Below are 24,880 nucleotides of genomic sequence, written 5' to 3' on the forward strand. Positions count from 1 at the left end.
TTGGAGATGGGGCCTACACCGGACAAGACTTGGGCCATCGAGTAGAAATCTGTATATTTGTCCCCGTAGTTCCTTGAAAACAAGGCTACGGGGAATTAATCATTAATGTTCACTGATATGAATTGGATGAAAAAGGTAGCGGTAGCGTTGGTTTGTTTGCTTCCGCTCGGTTTACAGGCAGCGAAGGTAGATACTTTGCAAGTGAAAAGTCCTTCGATGAATAAAAGTATAGAGGTAGTCGTGGTAAGTCCGGATGTGGCCGTGACGAAAGCGTGTCCGGTGATCTATTTGTTACATGGCTATGGCGGTAACGCTCGTACATGGGTCGGTATCAAGCCGGATCTACCTAAGATCGCTGATGAGAAGGGCATCTTTTTCGTATGCCCGGATGGTAAGAATACGTGGTATTGGGATAGCCCTTTGAACGCTGATGTACGGTATGAGACTTTCATCTCGGATGAGTTGGTGAAATACGTGGATTCCCATTATAAGACAGTGGCTGATCGTAAGGGACGTGCTATTACTGGTTTGAGCATGGGTGGACATGGCGCTATGTGGAATGGCCTTCGTCATAGCGATGTTTTCTCCGCGGCGGGAAGTACCAGCGGTGGCGTGGATATCCGCCCTTTCCCGAAAAACTGGGAGATGAGCGTGCAAATAGGTGAGAAGGCGAAATATCCGGAAAACTGGGAGAAGTACACGGTTATCAATTTGGTTCCAACCTTGAGGAAAGACCAGATCGCTTTGATCTTCGATTGCGGTGACAGCGATTTCTTTTTGGAGGTGAATAAGAACTACCACGAAGCGTTATTAAAACAAGGCATCGACCACGACTTTATCACTCGCCCGGGTAATCATGATTCACAATACTGGAATAATTCTATTGATTACCAGATCCTCTTTTTCTGGAAGCATTTCTTGAAGATGAAGGCCTTGTGATAAGACCGTTTGGCGATTTGACATTCTGACATTTTGTAAACTGAAGTCCCGGAGAACCGATTTTTCCGGGACTATGTACGACTCGTTGCCAAATACGCAAGAAAAAAACAATAATTCGTTCATTGATAATACAATACCGAAAAACCGCCTTTCATTCTAGCGAAAATAATTCATCCTAATTCATATCCATTGACTTCTTCGGGCTATCCGATAGGGTTACGACTGGGTTCTAACCGGGTTACGATGCCTATTCACGACTACTGACAACCCTATTCGTGACTGTTTATAATGCCTAACGGCAGTATTGGCGTCGCCCAACGCGACTATACGTGTAGGCTTTTGTCGCCTTTCGTGCTTAAAAACGGGAATACTCTCACTTAAAAGGGCGTTTTATTGCCCCTCACGTCTACTGGTTGGGGCGATTCAAACGAATGCCTTGTCACGATTCGCATTCGAAAAGAAGCATAAAGAAAGTTTCCCGCTGTTATACTCCATATGTACGCTAATTTTCGTACTTTTGCCTCTTGAATCTTGAATATACGAAAGCGATGAATTATCAGATAGATGCTCCGGGTTCCGCTATCCGGACTACCGTAAAGCTTCCCGCTTCTAAAAGTATCAGTAACAGGGCATTGATCTTGAATGCGCTAAGTTATAGTGCATACGATGTGGAGAACTTATCCGATTGCGATGATACAAATTTGATGGTAAAGGCATTGAACTCGAACGATCGGGATTTTAATGTGGGTGCGGCGGGTACGACGATGCGTTTCCTTACTGCTTTCCTCTCGAAGGTGGTGGGCGAATGGACGATTACGGGAACCGAACGCATGAAGAACCGTCCGATCAAGGTGTTGGTGGATGCGCTGAACGCTTTAGGTGCCCGGATCGAGTACATGGAGAAGGAGGGTTATCCTCCTTTGCGTATTTTCGGAAGCGCCTTGCAAGGCGGAGAGATCTCGCTACCGGGAAATGTCAGCTCTCAATATATATCCGCTATCTTGATGATCGCCCCGTTAACAGAAAATGGGGTTACGTTGCATTTGGAGGGCGCTATTATCTCTAGGCCCTATATCCATATCACCTTGCAATTGATGGAGCAATATGGAGTGAGAGCCTCTTGGACGGAGAATACGATCAAAGTACTTCCCCAAGAGTATAAGCCGATTCGTTTTACGGTGGAATCCGATTGGAGTGCCGCTTCTTATTGGTATGAGATCATGGCGTTATCGAAAAATGCTGAGATCGAATTGTTAGGTTTATTCAAGAATAGCTTGCAGGGAGATGCCGCCGGAGCGAAGTTGTTCGCTCAATTGGGAGTGGGCACTACTTATACGAAACGTGGAGTCGTGTTAAAGCATACTGGAAATATCTGTGAGAAGTTGGTTTATAACTTCGTGAATGAACCGGATTTGGCTCAAACCTTTGTGGTGACTTGCGTGTTATTAAATATCCCTTTCCGCTTTACGGGACTTCAATCATTGAAGATCAAGGAGACGGATCGGATCGAGGCATTGAAGACAGAGCTTCGTAAATTAGGTTATGTGTTGACGGATCGCAATGATAGCATCTTGGAGTGGAACGGTGAACGCAGGGAACCGGAGTCGCATCCGGTAATCGCCACTTACGAGGATCATCGGATGGCTTTGTCATTCGCTCCCGCCGCTTTGGTACGTCCCGAGGGGATAGAGATCGCCCACCCGCAAGTGGTCAGCAAGAGTTATCCCCATTATTGGGAAGATCTTAAGGCCGCTGGTTTCTCTATTAGAGAATCAGCCCTTTAATTTTCAGTTTTCAATTCTCAACTTTCAATTGAATTATGTGGTACATTGTCATAAGTCTTATAGGTCTGGGTGTCGTAGCCGCTATCGCCGGGTATTTCCGGAATAAGAAACTTCAGAAGATGCTGGAACGGGGGGAGATCTCGGAGATCCCCGAGGCACAGGAGATTCCGGAGGTTTGCTGCGGACAACATGAGACTTGCGAGCGGGATAGTTTATTAGCCGCCGTCAGCAAGAAAATCGAATATTATAACGATGAGGAACTGGATCGGTTCCAAGGAGTGGAAGCGGACGCTTACGATGAGGAAGCCGTTGAGGAGTTTAGTGAAGTGCTTTATACCCTCCGGGAAGTGGAGGTGGCCGGTTGGCTCCGTAGCCTGCAATTGCGAGGGATCAATTTGCCGGATGCCTTGAAGGATGAGGCATTCTTGATCATTGGCGAACGCCGTACTCATTAATTTAGGAAACGAATCATATGGATTTATTGCAATATGCCTTTTTTCAGAATGCCTTGATCGGGAGCTTGCTAACCGCTATCGCTTGTGGGATTGTCGGGACTTACATCGTATCCCGCCGGTTGGTATTTATCAGCGGAGGGATCACGCATGCTTCGTTCGGTGGTTTGGGTTTGGGTTTTTATCTGGGAACAAACCCGATCTTGATGGCGATGCTGTTCTCCATCCTCTCCGCTTTTGGCGTGGAGTGGGCGAGCAAGACGCAAAACGTAAGGGAGGATTCCGCTATAGCGGGCGTATGGTCGCTGGGTATGGCTTTGGGAGTGATCTTCATCTTTCTTACCCCGGGGTACGCCCCGAATCTATCCGCCTATCTATTTGGTAATATATTAACGATCTCTACGGCCGATATCTTATGGATTTTAGGGTTGGTGGTATTGTTGATACTCATATTCTCCCTTTTCCTCCGTGAGATTGTTTACGTGGCGTTCGATCGTGACTTCGCTGTCACGCAAGGCCTGCCGGTAAAATGGATCGAGTATACGATGATGTGCTTTATCGCCATGACAATTGTTCTTTCGATCCGTTTGGTAGGGATTATGCTATTGATGAGTTTGCTGACCTTGCCTCAAATAACGGTAAACCTGTTTACTTCCGACTTCAAGAAGATCATATGGGGAAGTATCGTGATCGGCTTTCTGGGTTGCGTGTCCGGACTGGTTCTTTCTTATTTCCTGAACGTGCCTTCCGGTGCGTTTATCATCTTGTTTTTGGTGGTCCTCTTTTTGGCCTTGAAAGCAATAAAACCGTTGTTACGGCGTTAATTAAAGAATGAAAAAAGGGTTTTACTACATAGTGGCGTTATTAACGGTACTCTTGCTTTGGTCGTGCAGCACGAAGAAGAACACGAAAGCGAGCCGTTTTTATCATGCCTTTACGACCCGTTATAATATTTATTTCAATGGAAAACAAGCATTTGACGAGGCACTGAAAAGCCAACAGGACGGATATAAAGAGAACTATTCCGACAGGATCTATATGTATCCGATCAGCGCCCAGCCTAAAGACAAAGCCGAGCCGGGCGGCCCTTTCGACCGGACGATCGAGAAAAGTAATAAAGCTATTAAACTACACTCCATAAAAGCGAAACCGGCTAAGAAACCGGGCTGGCGGAATAATCCCAAACTACGTGCTATCCAAGAACAAGAGGAATATAACCCTTTCTTAAAGAATAGTTGGCTGATCATGGGACAGGCGCAATTCTACAATGCCGATTTCCTGCAAGCCTCCGCTACCTTTTCCTATATAGCCCGTCATTACGCGAAGGACGAGGAGGTCGTGGCCGAGGCCCGTTTGTGGCAAGCCCGTTGTTATTCTGAGCTGGGTTGGTTCTATGAATCCGAGGATATCTTGGATAAGATGAACAAGAACGGTATTCCTGCTTCCGCCTTGAAGCAATATGCGGCGGTGTATGCCGATTATTTGATCAAGAACGGGCAGTTCGAGGATGCCATCCCTTATCTGAAGACCGCTATCAAGGCGGAGAAAAACCGGAAGCAACGTACCCGGATGAAGTATCTTTTGGGACAAATCTATGCGGATCAAGAATTAGATGGCTTGGCTTATAAGACCTTTGGTGAGGTAGCCCGTTCGAATCCTCCGTATGAGTTGGAATTTGCCTCACGTATCCGTCAGACAGAAGTATTCTCGGGTACGAATTACTTGAAAGTGGTGAAGATGCTCGAGAAAATGGCGAAAAGCCAGAAGAATAAGGATTATCTGGATCAAGTATACTATGCTTTAGGAAATGTATACCTCAGCCGGGAAGATACGGTGAATGCCATAAAGAACTATCAACTCGGTATCGATAAGAGTACATTGAATGGAATGGATAAGGCGATCTGCCAGATAAAGCTGGGAGATATCTATTTTACGATGCGGGATTACGTGAAAGCGCAACCTTGCTTTAGCGGAGCCTTAGCCGGAATTCAAAAGGAATACAGGGATTATGAACGGGTTTCTAAATTGTCGGCGATTCTGGATGAATTGGTCGTGCATGTAGAAGCGGTCCATCTTCAAGACAGTTTGCAAGCCTTGGCTAAATTACCGGAAGCGGAGCGGTTAGCGATTATCGATAAGAAGATTGAGGAGGTAAAGAAAGAGGAGGAAGAGGCGAAAGCCTTGGCTGAGAAGGAGGCTTATCTGGCCGAGCAGGAAGCGAAAGGCACTGGAATCGACCGTCCCGGTACGGAAACCAACGCTGTTGTCTTGCCGAACGCGTCCGGTGGAGCGTCTTTCTATTTCTATAACCCTCAGACTGTAGCGCAAGGAAAGACACAGTTCCAGCGTAAATGGGGACGTCGTCCGTTGGAAGATCACTGGCGCCGCCGTAAGAAGGAACTCTCTACCTTTAATGAGAATCTGGATGAGGAGATGCTGGCCGAGGGAGATTCCACCCAAATGGTAGGGCCGGACGGTGAGCCGTTGCCGACCGATTCGATAGGCGGTGATCTGCCGGCTGTTGCCGCCGATGATCCGCATACCCGTGAGTATTATCTACAGCAGCTACCTTTCACGCAAGAGGATATAGACGCTTCTAACATTATTATTATAGACGGTCTTTACAATATGGCGATGATCTATAAGGATAAGTTGGAGGATATCCCCTTATCTGTCGAGGCGTTCGAGAATTTGGAACGCCGTTTCCCGGATAATGAGCACCGTTTGGAGAGCTATTATCAAGTATATTTGATGGCCCTGAAAACCGGAAATACAGCGTTGGCTACCGAGTATAAGAATAAACTAATGAACGCCTTCCCGGAAAGCGATTATGCGGTAGCTGTGGCTGATCCGAATTACGAGTATAATATCCGCATGATGGATGTGGTACAAGACTCGATCTATCAAGCTACTTACGGCCGCTATCTGGAGAGCGATACAGCGTATGTCCGTAAGAGTTTCCGGTACGTAAGCGAGAAATATCCATTGGCTACATTGATGCCTAAATTCATGTTCTTGGATGCGTTATCATATGTGCAGGCCGGGGATGCGGAAGGCTTTAAGAATGCCTTGAAAGCGCTGGTCGAGAAGTATCCGAATGCGGATGTCACGGAACTGGCCGGGGAGATGTTGAAAGGTGTTCTTCGGGGACGTGCCTTGGTGCAGGGCGGTGTGAAAGGTATGAGTTGGAACTTACGATTCGGTTTGGGCGAGGATGGTATGTTATCTGCCGAGGATTCGGCCCGTGTATTTAATCCGGAACGGAATACGCCTTATCAGATGCTTTTGGTATATCCTACGGGTAGCGTAGATCAGAATCAGTTGCTATTCGCCGTCGCCGCTTATAACTTCGCGAACTTCATGGTGAAAGAGTTTGATTTGGCTTTGGAGCAGGCCGGTCCGATCAGTATGCTGGCGATTAAAGGATTTATTAGTTTTGACGAGATTATCCAATATTATAAGATGATATACGGTAAGGATGGCTATGCTACGGTTTTGAATAAAGCGGTTGCCGTGTTACCGATCTCTGATGATAATTATGAGACCTTGATGCGTGGCAAGACCTTGGATGAATATATCACCTTCTTCGATGAGAGCTTCGGTGAGGAATTACCGGATCTGGCAGGCCGTTGGAAAGCCCGTATGGAAGCCGCTAAGGAGGAGAAGGCGACTGAAGATGAAATGATCACGGAGGAAGAAGCCGAAGTGCCGGAAGAGGCAGATGAATTGAAACCAGAAGTTGAACCGGAAAAACAACCTGTTACAGAGCCGGAGGAGGAACAACGGCCTGTTCAAGAGCCTGTTCGACAGCCCGCTATACCAGTCGTCCCGGATACGATTGAGGTCCCTGCGTTTGACAAACCGGAGATCCAGCCTGTCGATACCCTTCGTAAGGATACGGTTCCTGTTGTTCAGCCGGCGGTTGAGGATCAAGGCATGACCTTGAAAGAAATCCAAGAGATCCGTAAACGGGAAGCTGCGGAAGAAGAAGCCCGCAAGGAAGAGGCTCGTAAGGCTTTCGAGGCTCAGCAAAAGGCGGATAAGGAATTACGTGAGCAGAAAGCGAAAGAACAGGAAGAACTTCTCAAGAAGCAAGCGGAGGAAGAACGTGCCCTGTTGAAAGCGAAGGCTGATCGAGAGAAACAGCTGGAAGCCGACCGTAAAGCCAAGCTGAAACAAGCGGAAGCGGATCGTAAGGCGAAACTGAAAGCTCGTGAGGACCTTCGTAAGGAAAAGGAACGTGCTTATAAGCAACGCCTGAAACAGAAGGAAAAAGAGCGCAAGGAGAAGGAACGCTTATACAAGCAAAAATTGAAAGAGAAAGAAAAAGCCCGCAAGGAAGCCTTGCGGGAAAAGGAAAAGGCCGCCCGGGAAAAGGCCCGGAAGCGTTAATTGCATTAGATATTAATAGGTAAGAATTTCCAATCCTGTCTCTGTCATCAAGAAGGTATGTTCCCATTGGGCGGAGGGTAGTTCATCCTCGGTGATGACCGTCCAACCGTCTTCCTCGTCGATAAATACTTTCCAAGTACCCATGTTAATCATAGGCTCGATCGTAAAGACCATACCCGGAACTAAAAGCATCCCAGTTCCTTTCCGTCCGAAATGACAAACTTCCGGTTCCTCATGGAATTCCAGACCGACGCCATGTCCGCATAAATCCCGTACGACAGAGAATCCGTTTTTCTCCGCATGCTTTTGAATAGCGTTGCCTATATCACCGACGAATCCGAACGGTTTCGCCGCTTTCATACCGATCTCCAGACATTCCTTGGCGACCTGTACCAATTTCTGCTTTTCCGGAGATATGTTCCCGATCATGAACATGCGGGACGCATCCGAATAATAACCATCTAAAATCGTTGAGACATCCACATTAATAATGTCACCGTCTCTTAGGATCTCCTTCTCACTGGGAATACCGTGACAGACGACCTCGTTGATAGAGGTACATACACTTTTAGGGAACCCCTCATAGTTTAAGGGGGCTGGAATCGCTCCATGCCCTACCGTATAATCATACACCAATTTATCGATAACAGCTGTAGACATACCTTCTTTAATCTCCTTCTGGATTAAATCCAGCACCCCTGTATTGATCACGCTACTTCTGCGGATGCCCTCAATCTGCTCTGGAGTCTTGATAAGCTTGCGGGTGGGTACTAAATGTCCTTTATTTTGGATATATAGGATTTTCTTGTCTAATTCGGTGAGAGGTTGCCCCTTGATAGGCTTCCAATTGTTTACTGTTCTACGTGACATATTAATTCGTTTTACTCAAAATGTAGTGTAAAGGTATGACTTTTTAAGATACCCTGTCCTGTAGATACTCTTTATTTATCCAAATAGCTCTTCTTGAAGATATCTATACAAAGAAGGAATAAGGATAATAACAACGGCCCGAAGATGATCCCCATAAATCCGAATAAGGACAACCCGATTACGACTCCGAAGACGGTGATTAACGGATGTATATCCGCCAACTTCTTTTGTAGGATAAAACGAATCAGATTATCGACGTTCGTAATGACAAGCAAGGCATAAATAGCCAATCCCAAGGCATGTACCCAATCTCCGTTTAAAGCCATATAAGCCGCCAACGGAACCCAGACCAATGCGGTCCCTACAATGGGAATGATCGTAGCGATACAAGTGAGAAACCCAAATAACAGCGGATCGGGAGTCTGAAAGATAAAGTAACCGATCACCGCTACGATACCTTGTATAACCGCCAAAAGAGGGATACCTATGGCGTTTGATTTTACGATCATATTGATCTCGTTGAGTACCTCATCCTTGTTTTGATCACTGAAGGGGAATAAGGTGTATAGATAGTTTTCCATTTTTCTTCCGCCTATCAGCATGAAGTACAGAATGAAAATCAAGACGACGACATTTACGGCGAAACTGCTTATGCTACCCACTAAAAACTGTCCGATTTGTGGGAGTATAGAGGCCGCTTTTAATAAGTTTCCTCTATCCAGTACATCAAACCCGGTCTTTTCCTGAACTAGATCCGCTATATGTTGGCCTGTATTTAGCAGTACAGTCGGGTCTAAATTAATATTTTGAGTTTTGTTGATTACCAACCAGATCGCCAATGTGATTGGGATTAAGAAACATAAGATTGTTTCCCCCAGTAACAGTAAAGCTGCAAAAGCCGGTCTCATATTTAGCTTTTCTGTCAGATGGAACATCTGTCCACGCAGCAATATATAGATGGTGAATGCTCCAAGTATACCTCCAAGAAACGGGGTAATCTTAAAAAATAGAATTACCCCTAGTCCTAATATAATGGTGATCAATGAGTATCTCCAGTAATGTTCTTTTACGTTTTCCATATACATTCATGCCCTTATTTATCTAAAAACAAGATAGGAGAAGTCATTGTTTATTGGATTTCTTATTCTTTGGAGAGCCGTTTACCTTCGATGAAGGTCTCTTGAATCTCTATATCGTTGTTGAAAATGATGATATCGGCATCCTTTCCTTTCTCCAATGTTCCTTTACGGTCTAAAATACCCATTAGGCGGGCCGGGCTTTCGGAAGCCATACGAACAGCGTCGTGCAATGGAATTTCCGCTTTCTCGACTAGGGTACGGATCAAACGGATTCCGGTAGCTATACTTCCTGCGATAGCTGAGCGATCGGCTAATTTACATACGCCTTCCTCAATAATTACCCGGGAGTCCGGAAAATGTTCCGTACCGTTATCGCAAGTGGCGGCGGCCATTGCGTCCGTGATTAAGGAGGTACGTTCTACCCCTTTGATTTGATATACCAACTTTAAGATTGCTGGTGGTACGTGGATACCATCGGCTACAACTTCAACGGTCATATCTTTCATGAGATAAATACCTTCTACCGTTCCTTCATGTTTATACTCACGGTCTTTATGGACGGAAGTCATGGCATTGTAGAAGTGGGTAGCATGGGTGAATCCGGCTTCGTATGCTTTTTTCACTTGGAGATAATCGGCTGTGGTGTGGGCTAGTGAAACCAACACACCATGAGCTGACGCATATTTACCGAATTCCAAAGCTCCGTCAAGCTCGGGGGCGGCGCTCCAGCGTTTAATACATTGGGTACTGTTTAGTAATTCCTTATATTCTTGGGGATCGGGCGGGTAAATATAATTAGGGTCTTGTCCGCCTTTCATAGCCATATTCAAATAGTTGCCTTCGAGATGTAATCCCATGATACGGGCCCCCTGTTCCGGGTGGTTCATGATGTGCTCGCAGGTCTTGATCGCTTCCCGGAAGGTCTCGATAGGGGCCGCTGCCAATGTAGGATATAAAGTCGTTGTTCCCTGTAAAGCATGTGCTCTTGTGATCGCATAGAACGCTTTCGGGGTAGCTTCCGTGAAATCATGTCCGTTGCCGCCGTGTACATGCGTGTCGATACAGCCGGGAGCCACATAATATCCTTTTGCGTCGATGATCTCCGCATGAGGAATCTCCCGGTTTTGCCCGGTGATCTCCACTATTTTCCCATCCGAGATGATGATTTGCCCGTTTGGTAGGAGGCCCGAAGGAGTTAATACTTTTGCGTTTATGATTTTAAGAAATGCGCTTTCCATATATTTTGTTTTTAGTCTTTTGGAATCAGTAATAAGTTATCCTTATAGGACAACGGGGGATTATATTGGATTTCCCGGTTGCCCCTCGGGGTAGCGGATCGTAAGAGTGGTGACTGGCCGGTTATCTCGTAAATAGCTTGTCCTAATAAAGGATCCTTCAAATCTCCGAATTCAGCTAGATCACTCTTGAATTCATCAATAGCTATATCGGGATGAAATCCGTCTTCATAATCAGCTTCCCGATCCTTATTATAAATATGGAAAGTGACGGGAGAAAGTATCCAGCCATATTTTTTAGATTCATTGTAGATCGTCATACCGACGGTCTTGCCAAAAGTCTGCTTACCGATAACCCGAACGTCTAGATAAGATCGTAGCGAGTTAATGATAAGTTCGGAGGCAGAAGCCGTAGTTGAACCTGTCAAAACAAATAGCCGTTGTAGGTTTAAGTTTCCCGCCATGACCTCGGTCGTTTTGAGTAAAGGCAAGGTCTCATTTTTATTGGAGTTTTTATCGTTATACTCCATGATACATAAAGGTTCTCCTAAAACGTTTTCACGGACTAATAGCGAAGCCAGTAATTGGGCGCAATTGACAAGCCCACCCCCATTATAGCGTAAATCAAGTACGAACTCATTGACGTTGCGGCTTTGGAATTTTTCGAAGAGTTGTTGCAAATAAAGATTATAACTTGTGTCGCTATAATCGTATTCATCCGGTCCGGAGGCGAAATGGTTGTACATCAAATAGCCGATTCGCTTATTGCCATATGTGTATACGGAATCTTTTAGGAATGGGGTGTCTTCTACCGTTCGGGATGCGTTTAGGGTGACTATCCGTGTCGGGACTATTCCTTTGCCATTTCCTTGGACTTCTCCTAGTTGGAGGGATACGCTGCCTCCGTTCCTCAATATGTCATAATCTTGGATAGTACCCCAAGAACCGTTTACGCCAAGTATCCAGTCTCCCCGTTTCAATCCGGCTTCTTCGGCGGGTGAATCCTTTAATACATAAAGGACAATGGCTATTTTATAGGTACTACCTCCGTCTTTAAGGTTGGAAGTTGCGAAATCGAATCCGTATGAGTTGTTCGCATCGTAAATGCTCTTTGTTACGGTCGCTTTCTCTAATTGGGAGAAGTAATGATGGCCATCAGAAAGCTCTTTCCCGTCTTTATAGGATAACAGGCCCTTGAAGAAGCTCTCCGGATCAAGACTAAAGTCCAAGGAACTTTTATCCGGGAACTCGGAATACCAAAGATAATTCTCTCGCATCGTTTGCTCGATCCATTGATTTACTTCATTGTCGGTTGCCGGAATATCGATATCATCTTTCTCGCAAGCGGAGAATGCTAAAAGGCCAAGGATAACGATCGTATAATACTTATAATTCATAGTGGATATATATTAAAAACAGCCCTTCTCTCAATAACGGAAAAGGGCTGTTGATATTGTTAAGGACAAATATACGCTATATTTTCTTCTCGATAACCGCTTGAACAACATTTAATACATAATCGCCCAGCTTTTCACTTTCACTAACCATGTCCATGTAATAAACGCCATCTTGATATTGGTACAGCTTATTGTTGATATCTTCGATATTCCGGCTCTTCAACTGGTTGCGGTAATTGTTGATCTCGTTCTCTATGTTATAAGAAGGATTGATATCATCATGTACGAGTTCCGGCTTATGCAGAATTACGTTCATGCGGCTTAACGCCCCGGATACCAATTCGAACATATGATCCAGATGCTTGTTTTGCTCCTCCGTGAATTCGGATTTGAACTCGTTTCTGCGTTTGATACTTCGGGCAAGGTTATTACAAGAATCCGCTATACTCTCGATTTCCGAGACGGCACGTAGCATGATACGGATTTCTTCCTTACTTTCAGAACTCAAACGGCCTTCCGATACTTCAGTCAAGTAATTCGCGATCTCGATCTCCATGCGGTCGCTGATATTCTCGTATTTCTCTACACGGCTATACGTCTTGAGGAAGGTCTCCTCATTCTTCTCGTAAAATAATTCTTTCACCATATTAAACATCCTAGCCGTACGCTCGGCGAATAATGAGATTTCTTTATGAGCTTGTAGGATGGAAAGCTCGGCGGTGGATAACATACCTCCCGTGATATAGCGAAGGCGGTATTCCTCGTCTTCCACCTTGGGCTTGATAAGCGTACATACGGTCTTTTCGATCAAGCTTACGAACCAGATCATAATGAAAGTATTACTGATATTGAATGCAGTGTGGAACGCTGCCAGTTTAAAGGATACCGCCACAGCCGGATCACTGACCTTCATTACATGGGTAACAAACCATGAGACGGCATTCGTGAAAGGGTAGAAGAGCACCAAAACCCACATGACACCGAAAACGTTGAAAACAAGGTGCGCTAACGCGGCTCGTCGTGCTTGTGTGTTTCCGGTTAATGCGGCTAAGTTGGCCGTAATCGTAGTTCCGATATTCTCGCCTAATACCAAAGCGACTCCCAAATGGTAATCGATCCAGCCGTTGGCACACATAATCAATGTAATAGCCATCGTGGCAGCGGAGGCTTGTACGATCATGGTTAAGATCGCTCCGATAAATAAGAACAAGATGATGGAGAAAAATCCCATATCCGTATAATTCTGCACGAAAGCCAGCATTTCCGGATTCGCTCCGAGGTCCGGGGCGTTTGCCTTTAAACTTTGAAGGCCCATGAACAGGAACGCGAAACCAAAAACAAATTCACCAATTGATTTACGAGAGCTTTTTCCTGAGAAGAAGAGTGGGAGAGCGAAAGCTAAAAGGGGAAGGGCGAATGCGGCGATATCGACCTTGAAACCGAGGGCGGAGATAAGCCATGCCGTTACCGTGGTTCCGATGTTGGCACCCATAATGACTCCGATGGATTGGGTCAGCGTAAGAAGCCCGGCGTTCACGAAACTCACGACCATAACCGTCGTAGCCGATGATGATTGGATAAGAGCCGTTATTAACACCCCGGTGAGCATACCGGTTACTCTGTTCGTGGTCATCGCGGTTAGTATTCGACGTAAACTGTCACCCGCAAATTTTTGTAACCCTTCACTCATGATCTTCATTCCGTACAAGAACAGCGCCAAGGAGCCGATCAGCCGGAGAAAATCAAAAAAAGAATAGTCCATTTAAATTACGTTTAAGTGGATTGTATATCCGATTAATATTCCTAACTTTAGGGGGCGAATTTACAAATAATAACTGAGATAGTATGTCTGAGACAATAACAATTTACTGCAAAAATAATAATACCTACAAGGATGTACCCATTGGTTCTTCGTTGTTGGACATTTATACGGCGGTTGGCGCTCCGCTTCGGTACAGGCCGATGAACGCGCAAGTGAATAATAAGACGGAAAGCTTGAACTTCCGTTGCTGGCAACCGAAGGATATCGAATTTATCGACTATACTCAATTATCCGGATTGAGAACCTATGTCCGCTCGCTTTGCCATATATTTTCCAAGGCGGTGTATGATATTTGGCCGACGGCGACCTTAAATCTGGAACATCCGGTATCGAAAGGTTACTATTGCGTGATCCATAACGGCAAGAACATCGATCTGGAGACGATCGAGAAGATCAAGAAACGTATGTGGGAGTTGATTGATGCGGATCTTCCTTTCCTCCATAAGAGTGTCCGTACGGTGGATGCCGCCGTATTGTTCAGGGAGCGGGGTATGAATGATAAGGCTCGCTTAATAGAGACGGCGGGATTGCCTTATACCTCTTATTATGAGTTGGAAGGTTATATCAACTTCTTTTATGGCTGTTTAACCCCTTCGACCGGCTATATCCAATTGTTTGACTTGGAACCGTATATGGATGGCGTTTTGCTCCGTATTCCGAAGCAGACCGATCCGATGGAATTGCAGCCTGTCATCAAGCAGGATAAGATGTTCGAGGCTTATAAGGAACACCTTACATTGCAGCGGACTGTCGGCTTAGATAATGTGGGGGATTTGAATTTAGCGATAGAGAAAGGCCGCTCTCAGGATATAATCCTTGTCTCTGAGGCGATGCAGGAAAAACAGGTTGCTAAGATCGCCGAAAAGATCGCCGATGGATATAAAGAGGGCATCCGTATCGTCTTGATCTCTGGCCCTTCTTCTTCGGGAAAGACTACGTTTTGCAAGCGTTTGCAAGTGCAATTAACAACTAACCTGCTTCATCCGGTAGGAATTTCCTTGGATGATTATTTCTTGAATCGGGAAGATACACCGAAGGATGAGCATGGCGAGTATGATTTTGAATCCTTGTATGCGCTGGATTTACCCTATTTTAATAAGGATTTGAAGAAGTTGTTATCCGGGGAAGAGATCGATTTGCCGACTTTTAATTTCGAGACCGGCCAACGGGTTTTCAAAGGGAAGAAGCTTAAGCTTCGTGAGAACTCGATCTTGGTGATAGAAGGTATCCATGCCTTGAATCCGGAGCTGACGGAGTTTATCGATGATAAATATAAATATCGGGTATATGTCTCGGTCTTGACCTCTATCTCTTTGGATAACCATAATTGGATACCGACGACGGATAATCGTCTGCTGCGCCGTATCATCCGGGATTATCGCTTTAGGGGATATTCGGCGGAAGATACGATCAACCGTTGGCCGAGCGTTCGCCGGGGTGAGGATAAATGGATCTTTCCGTATCAGGAGAATGCGGACGCTATGTTTAACAGCGCCATGTTGTATGAGCTGGCCGCCTTGCGCAAATTTGCGGAACCGATCCTCGCACAAGTGCCGGAGAGTAGTAAGGCGAATGCGGAGGCGTATCGTTTGCTCCGTTTCCTCCGCTACTTTAATTACATCCCGACGGAGGAACTTCCCGGAACTTCCTTGCTCCGTGAATTCTTGGGGGGAGGAAGCTTCAAGTACTAGGTAGAATCATACTCTATAAAGCCTTTAAAAAAAGACGTACGTGTTTTTCCGAAAACATGTACGTCTTTTTTTGAAAACATGTACGTGTTTTTTTCATATCTTTGTCTATGAGTCACATTAAACACAAGACGATATGAACCAGACTATTTACCCCATCGGCATACAGAACTTCGAGAAGATCCGCAAGGACGGCTATCTCTACATTGATAAGACCGCCTTGATCTATCAATTGGTGAAAACAGGAAGCTACTATTTCCTCAGCCGCCCGCGTCGATTCGGGAAGAGTCTGCTGCTATCCACGCTGGAGGCCTATTTCCAAGGGAAAAAGGAGCTGTTCGAGGGACTGGCCATGGAGAAGCTGGAGAAAGAGTGGACCAAGCATCCGATCTTGCATTTCGACTTGAATATCTCCCACTACGACGCCCCTGACAGCTTGTATAAGATATTAAATGATACCTTGTCCAGATATGAGGAGGAGTATGGGACACGGCCTACCGAGGAGACCCTGCCCCTCCGCTTCGCCGGAATCATCGACCGGGCCTACCGCAAAACCGGACAGCGGGCCGTGATCCTGATCGACGAGTACGACAAGCCCTTGCTACAGAACTTGCACGACGAGGAGACGCAAAACCGATTCCGGAACATGCTCAAACCCTTCTACGGCGTGTTGAAGACCATGGACAGGGCCATACGCTTCGCCCTGCTGACCGGCGTGACCAAGTTCGGGAAGGTAAGCGTCTTCAGCGACCTCAACAATCTGGACGATATATCCATGCGGGAGCCTTACGCCGCCATTTGCGGCATCACGGAAACGGAGCTGCGTACGCATTTCGATGAGGACATCCATACGTTGGCCTCTGCCCTTGAGCGGACATACGAGGAGGCCCGATCCTTGCTACGGAAACGGTACGACGGCTATCATTTCGTGGCCGGGGGACCGGGCATTTATAACCCTTTCAGCCTGCTGAATACCTTCAAGTATATGCGGCTCAGCGATTATTGGTTCGAGACGGGCACGCCCACTTACTTGGTGGAGTTGCTGAAACGAACGAATTACGACCTGTACGACATGGCCAACACCGAGACCGACGCCGACGTGTTGAACAGCATCGACTCCGCTTCGAACAATCCCATCCCCGTCATCTACCAAAGCGGATACCTCACGATCAAGGATTACGAGCCGGAATTCAAGATCTATCGCTTAGGTTTCCCCAACCAAGAGGTAGAGGAGGGTTTCATGAAATACTTACTGCCGTTCTATACGAACATTCAAGCCTCGAAGTCTCCTTTCGAGATAGGCCGCTTTGTGAGAGAGGTACGGGCAGGAGACTACGACGCCTTCTTCCACCGCCTACAAAGCTTCTTCGCCGATACCTCTTACGAGGCGATTATTGGCCGGAACCCGGAACGGGACACGGAGCTGCATTACCGCAACGTGCTCTTCATCGTCTTCAAGCTGGTCGGACTGTACACGCAAGTGGAATACCACACCTCGAATGGACGCATCGACCTCGTCCTACAAACCGACCGCTACGTCTATATTATGGAGTTCAAGCTGAACGGAACCGCAGAGGAGGCTCTGCGGCAGATCGAGGAGAAAGGTTATGCCCTACCCTTCGCCGGAGACGACCGGGAGGTCTTAAAGATCGGCGCGAATTTCTCCTCCGAGACCCGGAATATCGAGAGGTGGCTGGTAGGGTGAAAAAGTCCTATTTTTATCCATATATACTTACTTGGCCAACGCAGTATATATTCTATGCCCGGAGAAGATATACTTCATCGGCAAAGTAAGTATATCTTCTCTGGGAAAAGGCTTCTCAAGTGAATAACTGATCACTTCCCAAGCCGTTAACTGACGGCTACCCCTACTCGTTAGTTATTCACTTGACAAGCCGTTAGTTATTCACTTGTCAAGCCATAAACGGATGACTTGCTTCTAGTTTAACCGTCTGTTATTCAATATGTTTTAATGGTAATAAAAATAGATCCAAAAAGTCGGGATTTCCAGCCAAGATATTCTCGTCTTTTTGTATTATTTTTACCCTCAACAAATAACACGCAAATGAAGAAAAACATTGTTTTCCTGTTAATTCTAATACCTATTATATGGATCTCTTGCGATGGGATGGGGCATCAAACCATAGACTTCCGGAAAGTAGAGAACCTTATGCCTCAACATCCGGATAGCGCGTTAATGCTCCTTGAACAAATAGAGAACAAAGAAAACCTATCCCGAAAAGATAAGGCACATTATTCTTTGCTGCTGACGGAAGCGGAAGACAAGACGTACGTTACGCATACCACCGACTCCCTGATCTCGATCGCCGCAGATTATTACGAGAAAACAGACGACTTGGGAAGAAAAGCGAAAGCTTGGTATTATAAAGGAAGAATCAATCAAGACTTGGGGCACCCGCTAAAAGCGCAGGAATATTACCTCAAAGCTCTTCGGGATGAGGAAAAGATAGAGGATCATGCCTTGCTTGGTAGGATCCATAATCATATAGGTATGCTCTATGCCTACCAGAAGGTTTATGAGAAGGCATTGCCTTTCCAGAAAAAAGCGGTGGAGAATTTTCATCTAATAAATGACAGTACAGGACAGGTGTTCGCATTGCGGGACTTAGGGCGTACCTTCTTGATGCTGGGCCTTCAAGACAGCTCCATTATTTGCAACCAAAAAGCGATCGCTTTAATGAGGAAGAGAATTATTCCTTCGGTTTATACGGAATTAGCAGGTCTCTATATAGACAGACAACGCATGGAGGAAGCACATGGATTATTGCGGACATCTTTACAAAACGTAGCAAAACCACAAGCCAAATATCCCGTATATCTAGTGCTTGGGGAACTTTATAAGAAAAGCGGTCAAATCGACTCGGCTCGCTTTTACTTACAAGCCTGTATAAATTCTGCACCTTTACCCGAGACACGTGCCGGAGGACTTTTCCATTTGAAAGAAATAGCCTTGGAGAAAGGGCAATGGGAACAAGCGGCGTTATTATCTAAGCAATACGAATTATTAAAAGATTCTATAGAGCAAGGAAAGAATGCTGAATCCATCCGGAACGTACAAGCGTTCTATTCATATAACGAAATCGAACAGGATTTATGGGAGGCACGGCTTTACGCCTCTAAACAGAAGTCCTTTTATTCTTTACTCATAACGGCTTGCCTGTTTTTATTAACAGTAGCCCTACTGCGTTTCATCCATTACAGGCGAGAACGAAAAAGCCTGTTACAACGGTTAAAAGCCAATGAGGAACAAATTCAAAGAAATGAGCAGACCCTGAAAAATATATCTGACGTAAAGGATAGCCTACAGAACGAAATCCAAATTTACAAAACGACAGAGCGACAACTTTCCAAGGAAAAAGATGAGCAACTAAAGCGGACAAACGAGGAGATTAGGCAAAAAATCATGCAATTAGAGAAATTGTCTCATACCAAAGATGAATTAGAGAAAAATTTGCTCACCCTTCGGAGTGAGAACTCAAACTTAAAGAAACGGGAACAAGCAAGAGAAGAAGAGCGGAAAAAAATAGAGGAATCAGAGCGACTGCAAAACGAACGCCTATATGATAAATTCCGTTCCCCCGCTGGCTGGGAACCCACGGATACGGATTGGCATAAACTTTTCATCTCGGTGGACAAACTTTACCCAAAGATGGTGACCACCTTGCAAAAATCCACCTCCTTAAACGAATCGGAGAGGAAAATCTGTTATCTAAGTAAAATAGGAGTAAAACCCGGGGCGATCGAAATCTTGCTGGGTAAGGGAAACGTATCCGTTTATCGAAAAAGATTGTATGAGAAGCTCAACAAGAAGGCAGGAACAGCGAAGGATTTTGATAAATATATATCTGATATATAATTATTTATACAGGATTTAAAATCAAAAAACGAACAAAAACGAACAAAAGTGAGAACAGGACGAAAAAACATTTTTGCGCATTGTTCATATTTGTTCATTCGCTTATTGTTTTTTTACTGATATTCACAAACGATTAAAACACAACCAGTAATTAAACAATATTAGCGTATGAAAACAAATTTGTTGACCTTCTGTATCTTTTTAAGTTCTTTTTTCTCCATTTCATTGGCGTATGGGGATGACATTCCTACACAAGGAAGATGGGATGATGAGGATTATCGTTCCATCACGGCGTTGCCACCCACATTGTCCATAGATAACAATATACTGAGCATAGAGTTCAAGGATGCTCTGGATAACCTGACAATTCATATTACGGATGAGAATAGTAATATAATATATGAGAATACATTTTCCGGTGCGATGGGCGATATAATCGACATTGCAGTGAACGGGATGCGAACAGGGACATATCAAGTTATCCTGACCCATAAGTTAGGATGGCTAGTGGGTGAATTTGAAAATCAATAAACCGTATGGCAATCCCTAAAATCATACATCAAGTCTGGGAGGGGCGTACAGAACCATGTATGCCCACCCGCTTACAAATCTTGGCAAGAACTTGGCGAGAGCAGAATCCAGATTGGGAATATCACCTTTGGAACGGAGAGGAAATGGATGAGTTGGTAGAAAAACATTTTCCGGAGTATCTTTCCATGTATAGAAGTTTTCCATACAATGTACAACGTTGGGACACGATTCGCTATATGATATTATATGTATATGGGGGAGTCTATACGGATTTGGATACGGAATGTTTTAAGCCTATCGAGCCATTATTAGAAGACGTGATGATAGGATTTGGCGAAGAGCCCCCGGAGCATAATTTCAACTCAAGTATGTCCACCCTAATAGGAAATGCATTTATGGTTTCTGAGCCAAGATGCGGAGGATGGATAGACATTTTAAAAGAAATTACTGATGCAATGTTACGGGACTATCCAGCACAAAAGGTGATGCATACAACAGGCCCATTGATGATATCACGGATATTTAATACCTTGAAGAAAAGATACAAGGTTACTCTTTTCCCTTATTCAAAAGTAACGCCTGTGACGAAAGATGACATGGGTTCATATATCTATCAGGGAGAGACCGCCTCATTCCATGAAAAAATAAAGGAAGCATATTGTTCTCATTATTTTTTTGGTAGCTGGGGTACGAATTTTTCATTTTACAATTAATGAACGATATGAAAGAGTTATTCATTCAATACAAAGGCATACTAAAAGACCTACTCCGTTACGGGGTACTGAAAACAGAGGCTCTAGAGCATACCGGATTGTATAACGGTAAGCTAGGCATGACTATCCTATTTTATGAATACAGTCGTTATAGTGGAGATGCTTTATATGAACAATTCGCGGACGAGATATTAGAATCTATAATGGAGCTTCCGGATGATTTATCTCTTGATTTGTCAGATGGATTATGTGGCATTGGATGGGGAATCACCTATCTATTAAGAGAACGTTTTATTACCGGTGAGATCAAAGATGTATTATCGGATATAGATATAAAGATACAAGAAACAGAAATTTTGAATGACGATACACTAAAAGATTATCATACATATTTAATGTTTAGAAAAGAGTACATAGGAGAAGATGCACAAAGAGATTTGCCATATAGTCCTTATAAAGAGAGCTATATACAGAAAAAAATTTGGGAAACTTGTTTTTCTCAAAATCAATTAGAAATGAATCAATAATTTAATTACCATGAGCTCTAAGCAACAGGACTATACCGAATACACTGTCGATTTATCACAATTGACAAAAGAACGCCCTTTAGGGGTAACGGGTATATTGCGCTGCCAAAACAGCGCGGATTTCCTAGACGCTTGCATAGAGTCCTGTATTGAAGGATTAGATGAGCTGATTGCGGTATATCACAATTGTACAGATGAGACAGCTAATATACTTAAAAGAAAACAGAGCAAATACCCCTACAAGATCAAAATCTTTGAATACCAACCCTATATCTATCCTATAGATTTAACGGATGAACAATTCCAAGAGACCATGAATCTGCCGAAGGATTCAATTCATCTCCTTTCCGGATACACGAATTATGCGATTTCAAAAGTAACATATCGCTATGCGATCAAGATAGATTCAGATCAGCTATTTTTTTCCGAATCATTCAAAAAATATTGTGATGCCTACCGCACCGAGCAAAAAGTCCGGATCAACCCTTTGGAACAAATTGCTTATAAGCTATATACATCTTACCTGCATAATTTTAAAAAGGACAAAAGTCCAAAAAGAAAATGGCAAGACTGGTTAGCGATAAAGATGGTTCCTTTCTATTTTTCCTATTTGAAAAAAAGAATCAAGCAAGATAAAATATTGGTATCCCTCTCTGGTATCAATGTGTTACAAAAAAACGGAGAATGGCTTACTTTTTTAGGAGACGAAAAGATAGACACAACCTACCGGGACATTCTATGCCCATTCAACGGAGTGCGAGATCTTTTCTTTTTCGAGGTCTCTGAAGAAATGACCTACCAAGCTTGTTATTTGCCAAAAGCTCCCGGCTACAATCAAGTTCTGGAAGTAATGTTTCACAATAAAAAGCTATTTGATGGTGGTCTGATATGGTTTCATTTACGTCCATGTCTTCAAAAGCACACTGAAACTTATCAATATTGGTATGAAAAAGCGGAGGATCGGTTCATTCCTGTAGAGAAATTCAAGAAATGTAATTATTCAAAGCTGAAAAGAAGGAAAAATTTATTCATACGTTCACGCTTTGAATCCATGTTTTCTTATTTCTATTCTGCGCAACGTCATTCAATTCCTTGGCGCACATTGGAAAATTGGAGACAAGAGGAGTCTCAAGAAAAGATGAGTTCGCTGGATTTGGGAAAATACAAAATCGAGTTTGATACAATCATACAAGAATATATAAGAACAGCTATTCAAGAATATGAGGTCCGGGATACCCTAAGACTCATGCTTGGCAACCATTCCATAAAAAACGCATTGTTCGTATATATACTGTCTTTCATTTCGAAAGAACAAATGGATTATATACGTTCCCGTATCGCCGGAAAATCTATCGAGGAGTCTATTCACAACATCTCTAATTTCTTGAATCATTTTGAATGGATAGAAAAGAAAAGGAATACCACAAATAACTTTAATATAGATAATCATCTTTGGACAAAGCTTTTATCTCCATATAAAAGATGTTGCTTGGTTTACCTAGTGGACAAGGAAGAATTGGCTCATATATCGACTTTTTTACAAAAAGAAGAGATTCCAATTCTATTATTATCTGAATATGAGATTCCAGATGATACAGAACTACCGGAAACAGTTACAGCTGTACAAGTTGAATTTTCCGAACAAAAGGTATTTGAGAATGATAGCATTGAACAAAATTTTCCTAGACTGTTCTTATACGCAAATACGTTTGAGACGATTTTACGAATCTTAAACCCAAGTAAGGTTGTTTGTTTGACATCAAGCAAAACTTATCAAAAAGAATTATTGCTAGGCTTTGCAAAAGATTTAAATACTAAAATTGAGTGTTGGTAAGATGAATACAGAAAAAGACATATTATTACGAAGAATAGCGAATCATCTGATTTTGCATTCAATCGACATAGAGGATATTGGTTTATTCCATGGAAAGATGGGAGTTGTGCTATTCTTTGCGCACTACGCAAGATATACAGACTCAGCTATATATGATGACTTTGCAGGGGAACTGCTCGAAGAAATCTGCGAGAATATTCCAGAGACATTGCCTATAAATCTGGAGACTGGATTATGTGGAATCGGCTGGGGAATCGAATATCTAATTCAAAATGGGTTCATGGAAGGGGATTCCAATGAAATCCTTACAGAAATCGATAAAAAAGTCATGGAGCGGGATTTACGAAGAATAAAAGATCTTAGTTTGGAGACAGGACTAATGGGAATATCTAGTTATATAAATATACGAATTAACAACGCAGATATAACAGCAATTCATACAAATTTCGATGATCTATTTTTATTAGAATGGAATCTTATTTGTAATAATAAGATAATATTGGATAAAAAACAAGCTATATTGCAAATTATAGGATCATTTCCCAAAAATGAGGATATCCATTCATGGGAATTTGGTCTACATCAAGGAAGTTCAGGATATGGACTTAGATGGATATTAGAAGAAACACCAGTCTATTCTGGCTAATTTCATATTTATAAACAATTTAAATTTATCGTTATGAAACAAGTACGTAAATTGAAACTTTCTCAACTCAGCAAAAATGAGTTAGAAAAAAAAGAGCTAAAAAAACTCAAAGGCGGTGGATGCTGCATTTGCGGAGGTGGAGGCGGCTCAGCTAATGCTAGCGCAAATCATTCAGGAGATCTTTATTCTCCGGGTGGTGGATATGGATGGGGTTACTAACCTTTTCTGAAGTAAGATAAGATTTTTCTGTTATAAGATGTATCTTATAGCGGATATCTGTCACTTTAAAGAACTTCTTATTTCTTATTAAAGAAATAAGAAGTTCTTACTTCCACTAAGATAGATATTGAATGTCAATTAACTATTATACCAATTTCAATATGTGCGAAATGCTAGTGATATCAAAAGCTAATTAAATAATAAATTATGATACAACCAGTTATATCAAAATCCGGATATACATATATTTATAGTTCATATATAAATAGCATATTATTGTCTCCCTCTGAAAATGAATATGTTGATATAGATATGGACAAGAATGCATATGAATATTATAAACAAAAAGATTTCTTCTTGAGAGAGAATAATTTTTTCGAGAAAAAAATCCCCAATATGGAGATTGAATATGATACCTCTTGTATAGAATCAGAGTTAGCAAACCTAAATCAATTACTTATTGAGGTAACGGATGAATGTAATTTATCTTGCAAATACTGTAGTTATGGAGACTTATATTCAAATCAAGATGAACGCAATAGAGGCAAACAAGAATTTAATAATGTTAAAATTCTAATTGACTATTTAATATCACTATGGAAATCATATCGTAATATATCATTCAATAATACCATAAACATAGGATTTTTTGGAGGAGAACCTTTAGTCAATATGATATTAATTGAAAAAATAATTAACTACTTAAATGCAGTGAAGATAAAGGGGATAACATTTGTATATAATTTAACGACAAATGCGATATTATTGCCTAAATATATGAATTATCTTGTCGAGAATGATGTGCATTTATTGATAAGCATTGATGGATCCAAACAGAATAATATATATCGGGTAAAAAAGGAAGGGAAAGAGTC

General features: G+C 43.2%; 20 protein-coding genes. 15 read left to right on the forward strand and 5 right to left on the reverse strand.

Annotated features, from left to right (window positions below):
- Nucleotides 1-117: 117 nt before the first annotated feature.
- The 5 genes from QVP94_RS02130 to porW all read left to right on the forward strand — a co-directional run bounded on the left by QVP94_RS02130 (nucleotide 118) and on the right by porW (nucleotide 7,567).
- Nucleotides 118-939, forward strand: a complete 822-nt coding sequence (locus tag QVP94_RS02130; RefSeq protein WP_022191850.1) for an alpha/beta hydrolase — start codon at nucleotides 118-120, stop codon at nucleotides 937-939.
- Between the two features lie 548 nt (nucleotides 940-1,487).
- The gene (locus tag QVP94_RS02135; protein ID WP_009275210.1) at nucleotides 1,488-2,723 is read left to right on the forward strand and encodes a 3-phosphoshikimate 1-carboxyvinyltransferase; all 1,236 of its coding nucleotides are present in this window, start codon (nucleotides 1,488-1,490) and stop codon (nucleotides 2,721-2,723) included.
- Nucleotides 2,724-2,758: 35 nt separating this feature from the next.
- Nucleotides 2,759-3,178, forward strand: coding sequence for a hypothetical protein (locus tag QVP94_RS02140; RefSeq protein WP_005860099.1), 420 nt, complete (start codon nucleotides 2,759-2,761; stop codon nucleotides 3,176-3,178).
- A gap of 17 nt (nucleotides 3,179-3,195) precedes the next feature.
- Nucleotides 3,196-3,999, forward strand: a complete 804-nt coding sequence (locus tag QVP94_RS02145) for a metal ABC transporter permease (protein ID WP_022191851.1) — start codon at nucleotides 3,196-3,198, stop codon at nucleotides 3,997-3,999.
- A 7-nt stretch (nucleotides 4,000-4,006) separates the two neighbouring features.
- Entirely contained in the window at nucleotides 4,007-7,567 is a 3,561-nt protein-coding gene (porW, locus tag QVP94_RS02150) for a type IX secretion system periplasmic lipoprotein PorW/SprE (RefSeq protein ID WP_022191852.1), read from the forward strand.
- A gap of 12 nt (nucleotides 7,568-7,579) precedes the next feature.
- Here the strand turns inward: porW and map are convergent, their stop codons facing one another.
- The 5 genes from map to QVP94_RS02175 form a co-directional block, all read right to left on the reverse strand.
- Nucleotides 7,580-8,437, reverse strand: coding sequence for a type I methionyl aminopeptidase (gene map, locus QVP94_RS02155; protein ID WP_022191853.1), 858 nt, complete (start codon nucleotides 8,435-8,437; stop codon nucleotides 7,580-7,582).
- A gap of 71 nt (nucleotides 8,438-8,508) precedes the next feature.
- Nucleotides 8,509-9,522, reverse strand: a complete 1,014-nt coding sequence (locus QVP94_RS02160; RefSeq protein ID WP_005863489.1) for an AI-2E family transporter — start codon at nucleotides 9,520-9,522, stop codon at nucleotides 8,509-8,511.
- A gap of 56 nt (nucleotides 9,523-9,578) precedes the next feature.
- Nucleotides 9,579-10,754, reverse strand: a complete 1,176-nt coding sequence (nagA, locus tag QVP94_RS02165) for an N-acetylglucosamine-6-phosphate deacetylase (protein WP_022191854.1) — start codon at nucleotides 10,752-10,754, stop codon at nucleotides 9,579-9,581.
- An 11-nt stretch (nucleotides 10,755-10,765) separates the two neighbouring features.
- Nucleotides 10,766-12,148: a S41 family peptidase gene (locus tag QVP94_RS02170; protein WP_022191855.1), complete on the reverse strand. Its 1,383-nt coding sequence runs from the start codon at nucleotides 12,146-12,148 to the stop codon at nucleotides 10,766-10,768.
- A gap of 76 nt (nucleotides 12,149-12,224) precedes the next feature.
- Nucleotides 12,225-13,910, reverse strand: coding sequence for a Na/Pi cotransporter family protein (locus QVP94_RS02175; protein WP_022191856.1), 1,686 nt, complete (start codon nucleotides 13,908-13,910; stop codon nucleotides 12,225-12,227).
- Nucleotides 13,911-13,993: 83 nt separating this feature from the next.
- Between QVP94_RS02175 and QVP94_RS02180 the strand changes: the two genes are divergently transcribed.
- From QVP94_RS02180 to QVP94_RS02225, 10 genes are all read left to right on the forward strand, one after another.
- Nucleotides 13,994-15,661 (forward strand): nucleoside kinase, encoded by a 1,668-nt coding sequence (locus QVP94_RS02180; RefSeq protein ID WP_008773059.1) that lies wholly within the window; start codon nucleotides 13,994-13,996, stop codon nucleotides 15,659-15,661.
- A 133-nt stretch (nucleotides 15,662-15,794) separates the two neighbouring features.
- Nucleotides 15,795-17,363 carry a PD-(D/E)XK nuclease domain-containing ATP-binding protein gene (locus QVP94_RS02185; protein WP_022191857.1) on the forward strand — a complete coding sequence of 523 codons (1,569 nt, stop codon included), beginning with the start codon at nucleotides 15,795-15,797 and terminating at the stop codon, nucleotides 17,361-17,363.
- Between the two features lie 360 nt (nucleotides 17,364-17,723).
- Nucleotides 17,724-19,535 (forward strand): tetratricopeptide repeat protein, encoded by a 1,812-nt coding sequence (locus QVP94_RS02190; RefSeq protein ID WP_022191858.1) that lies wholly within the window; start codon nucleotides 17,724-17,726, stop codon nucleotides 19,533-19,535.
- A 168-nt stretch (nucleotides 19,536-19,703) separates the two neighbouring features.
- Nucleotides 19,704-20,066 (forward strand): DUF3244 domain-containing protein, encoded by a 363-nt coding sequence (locus QVP94_RS02195; RefSeq protein WP_011967178.1) that lies wholly within the window; start codon nucleotides 19,704-19,706, stop codon nucleotides 20,064-20,066.
- A 5-nt stretch (nucleotides 20,067-20,071) separates the two neighbouring features.
- Nucleotides 20,072-20,779, forward strand: a complete 708-nt coding sequence (locus QVP94_RS02200) for a glycosyltransferase family 32 protein (RefSeq protein WP_005860074.1) — start codon at nucleotides 20,072-20,074, stop codon at nucleotides 20,777-20,779.
- A gap of 8 nt (nucleotides 20,780-20,787) precedes the next feature.
- Complete coding sequence (locus QVP94_RS02205; RefSeq protein WP_227211346.1) at nucleotides 20,788-21,306, forward strand: glycoside hydrolase family protein; 519 nt, start codon at nucleotides 20,788-20,790, stop codon at nucleotides 21,304-21,306.
- Between the two features lie 10 nt (nucleotides 21,307-21,316).
- Nucleotides 21,317-23,140 carry a glycosyltransferase family protein gene (locus QVP94_RS02210; protein ID WP_005860070.1) on the forward strand — a complete coding sequence of 608 codons (1,824 nt, stop codon included), beginning with the start codon at nucleotides 21,317-21,319 and terminating at the stop codon, nucleotides 23,138-23,140.
- Between the two features lies 1 nt (nucleotide 23,141).
- Nucleotides 23,142-23,786, forward strand: a complete 645-nt coding sequence (locus QVP94_RS02215) for a lanthionine synthetase LanC family protein (RefSeq protein ID WP_005860068.1) — start codon at nucleotides 23,142-23,144, stop codon at nucleotides 23,784-23,786.
- Nucleotides 23,787-23,819: 33 nt separating this feature from the next.
- Nucleotides 23,820-24,005 (forward strand): TIGR04149 family rSAM-modified RiPP, encoded by a 186-nt coding sequence (locus QVP94_RS02220; RefSeq protein WP_005860066.1) that lies wholly within the window; start codon nucleotides 23,820-23,822, stop codon nucleotides 24,003-24,005.
- Nucleotides 24,006-24,212: 207 nt separating this feature from the next.
- On the forward strand, nucleotides 24,213-24,880 hold a 668-nt coding region (locus tag QVP94_RS02225; RefSeq protein ID WP_288213149.1), incomplete at its 3' end, for a radical SAM protein.

This window comes from Parabacteroides sp. CAG:2, from assembly GCF_000436315.1.
Classification (GTDB): domain Bacteria; phylum Bacteroidota; class Bacteroidia; order Bacteroidales; family Tannerellaceae; genus Parabacteroides; species Parabacteroides distasonis.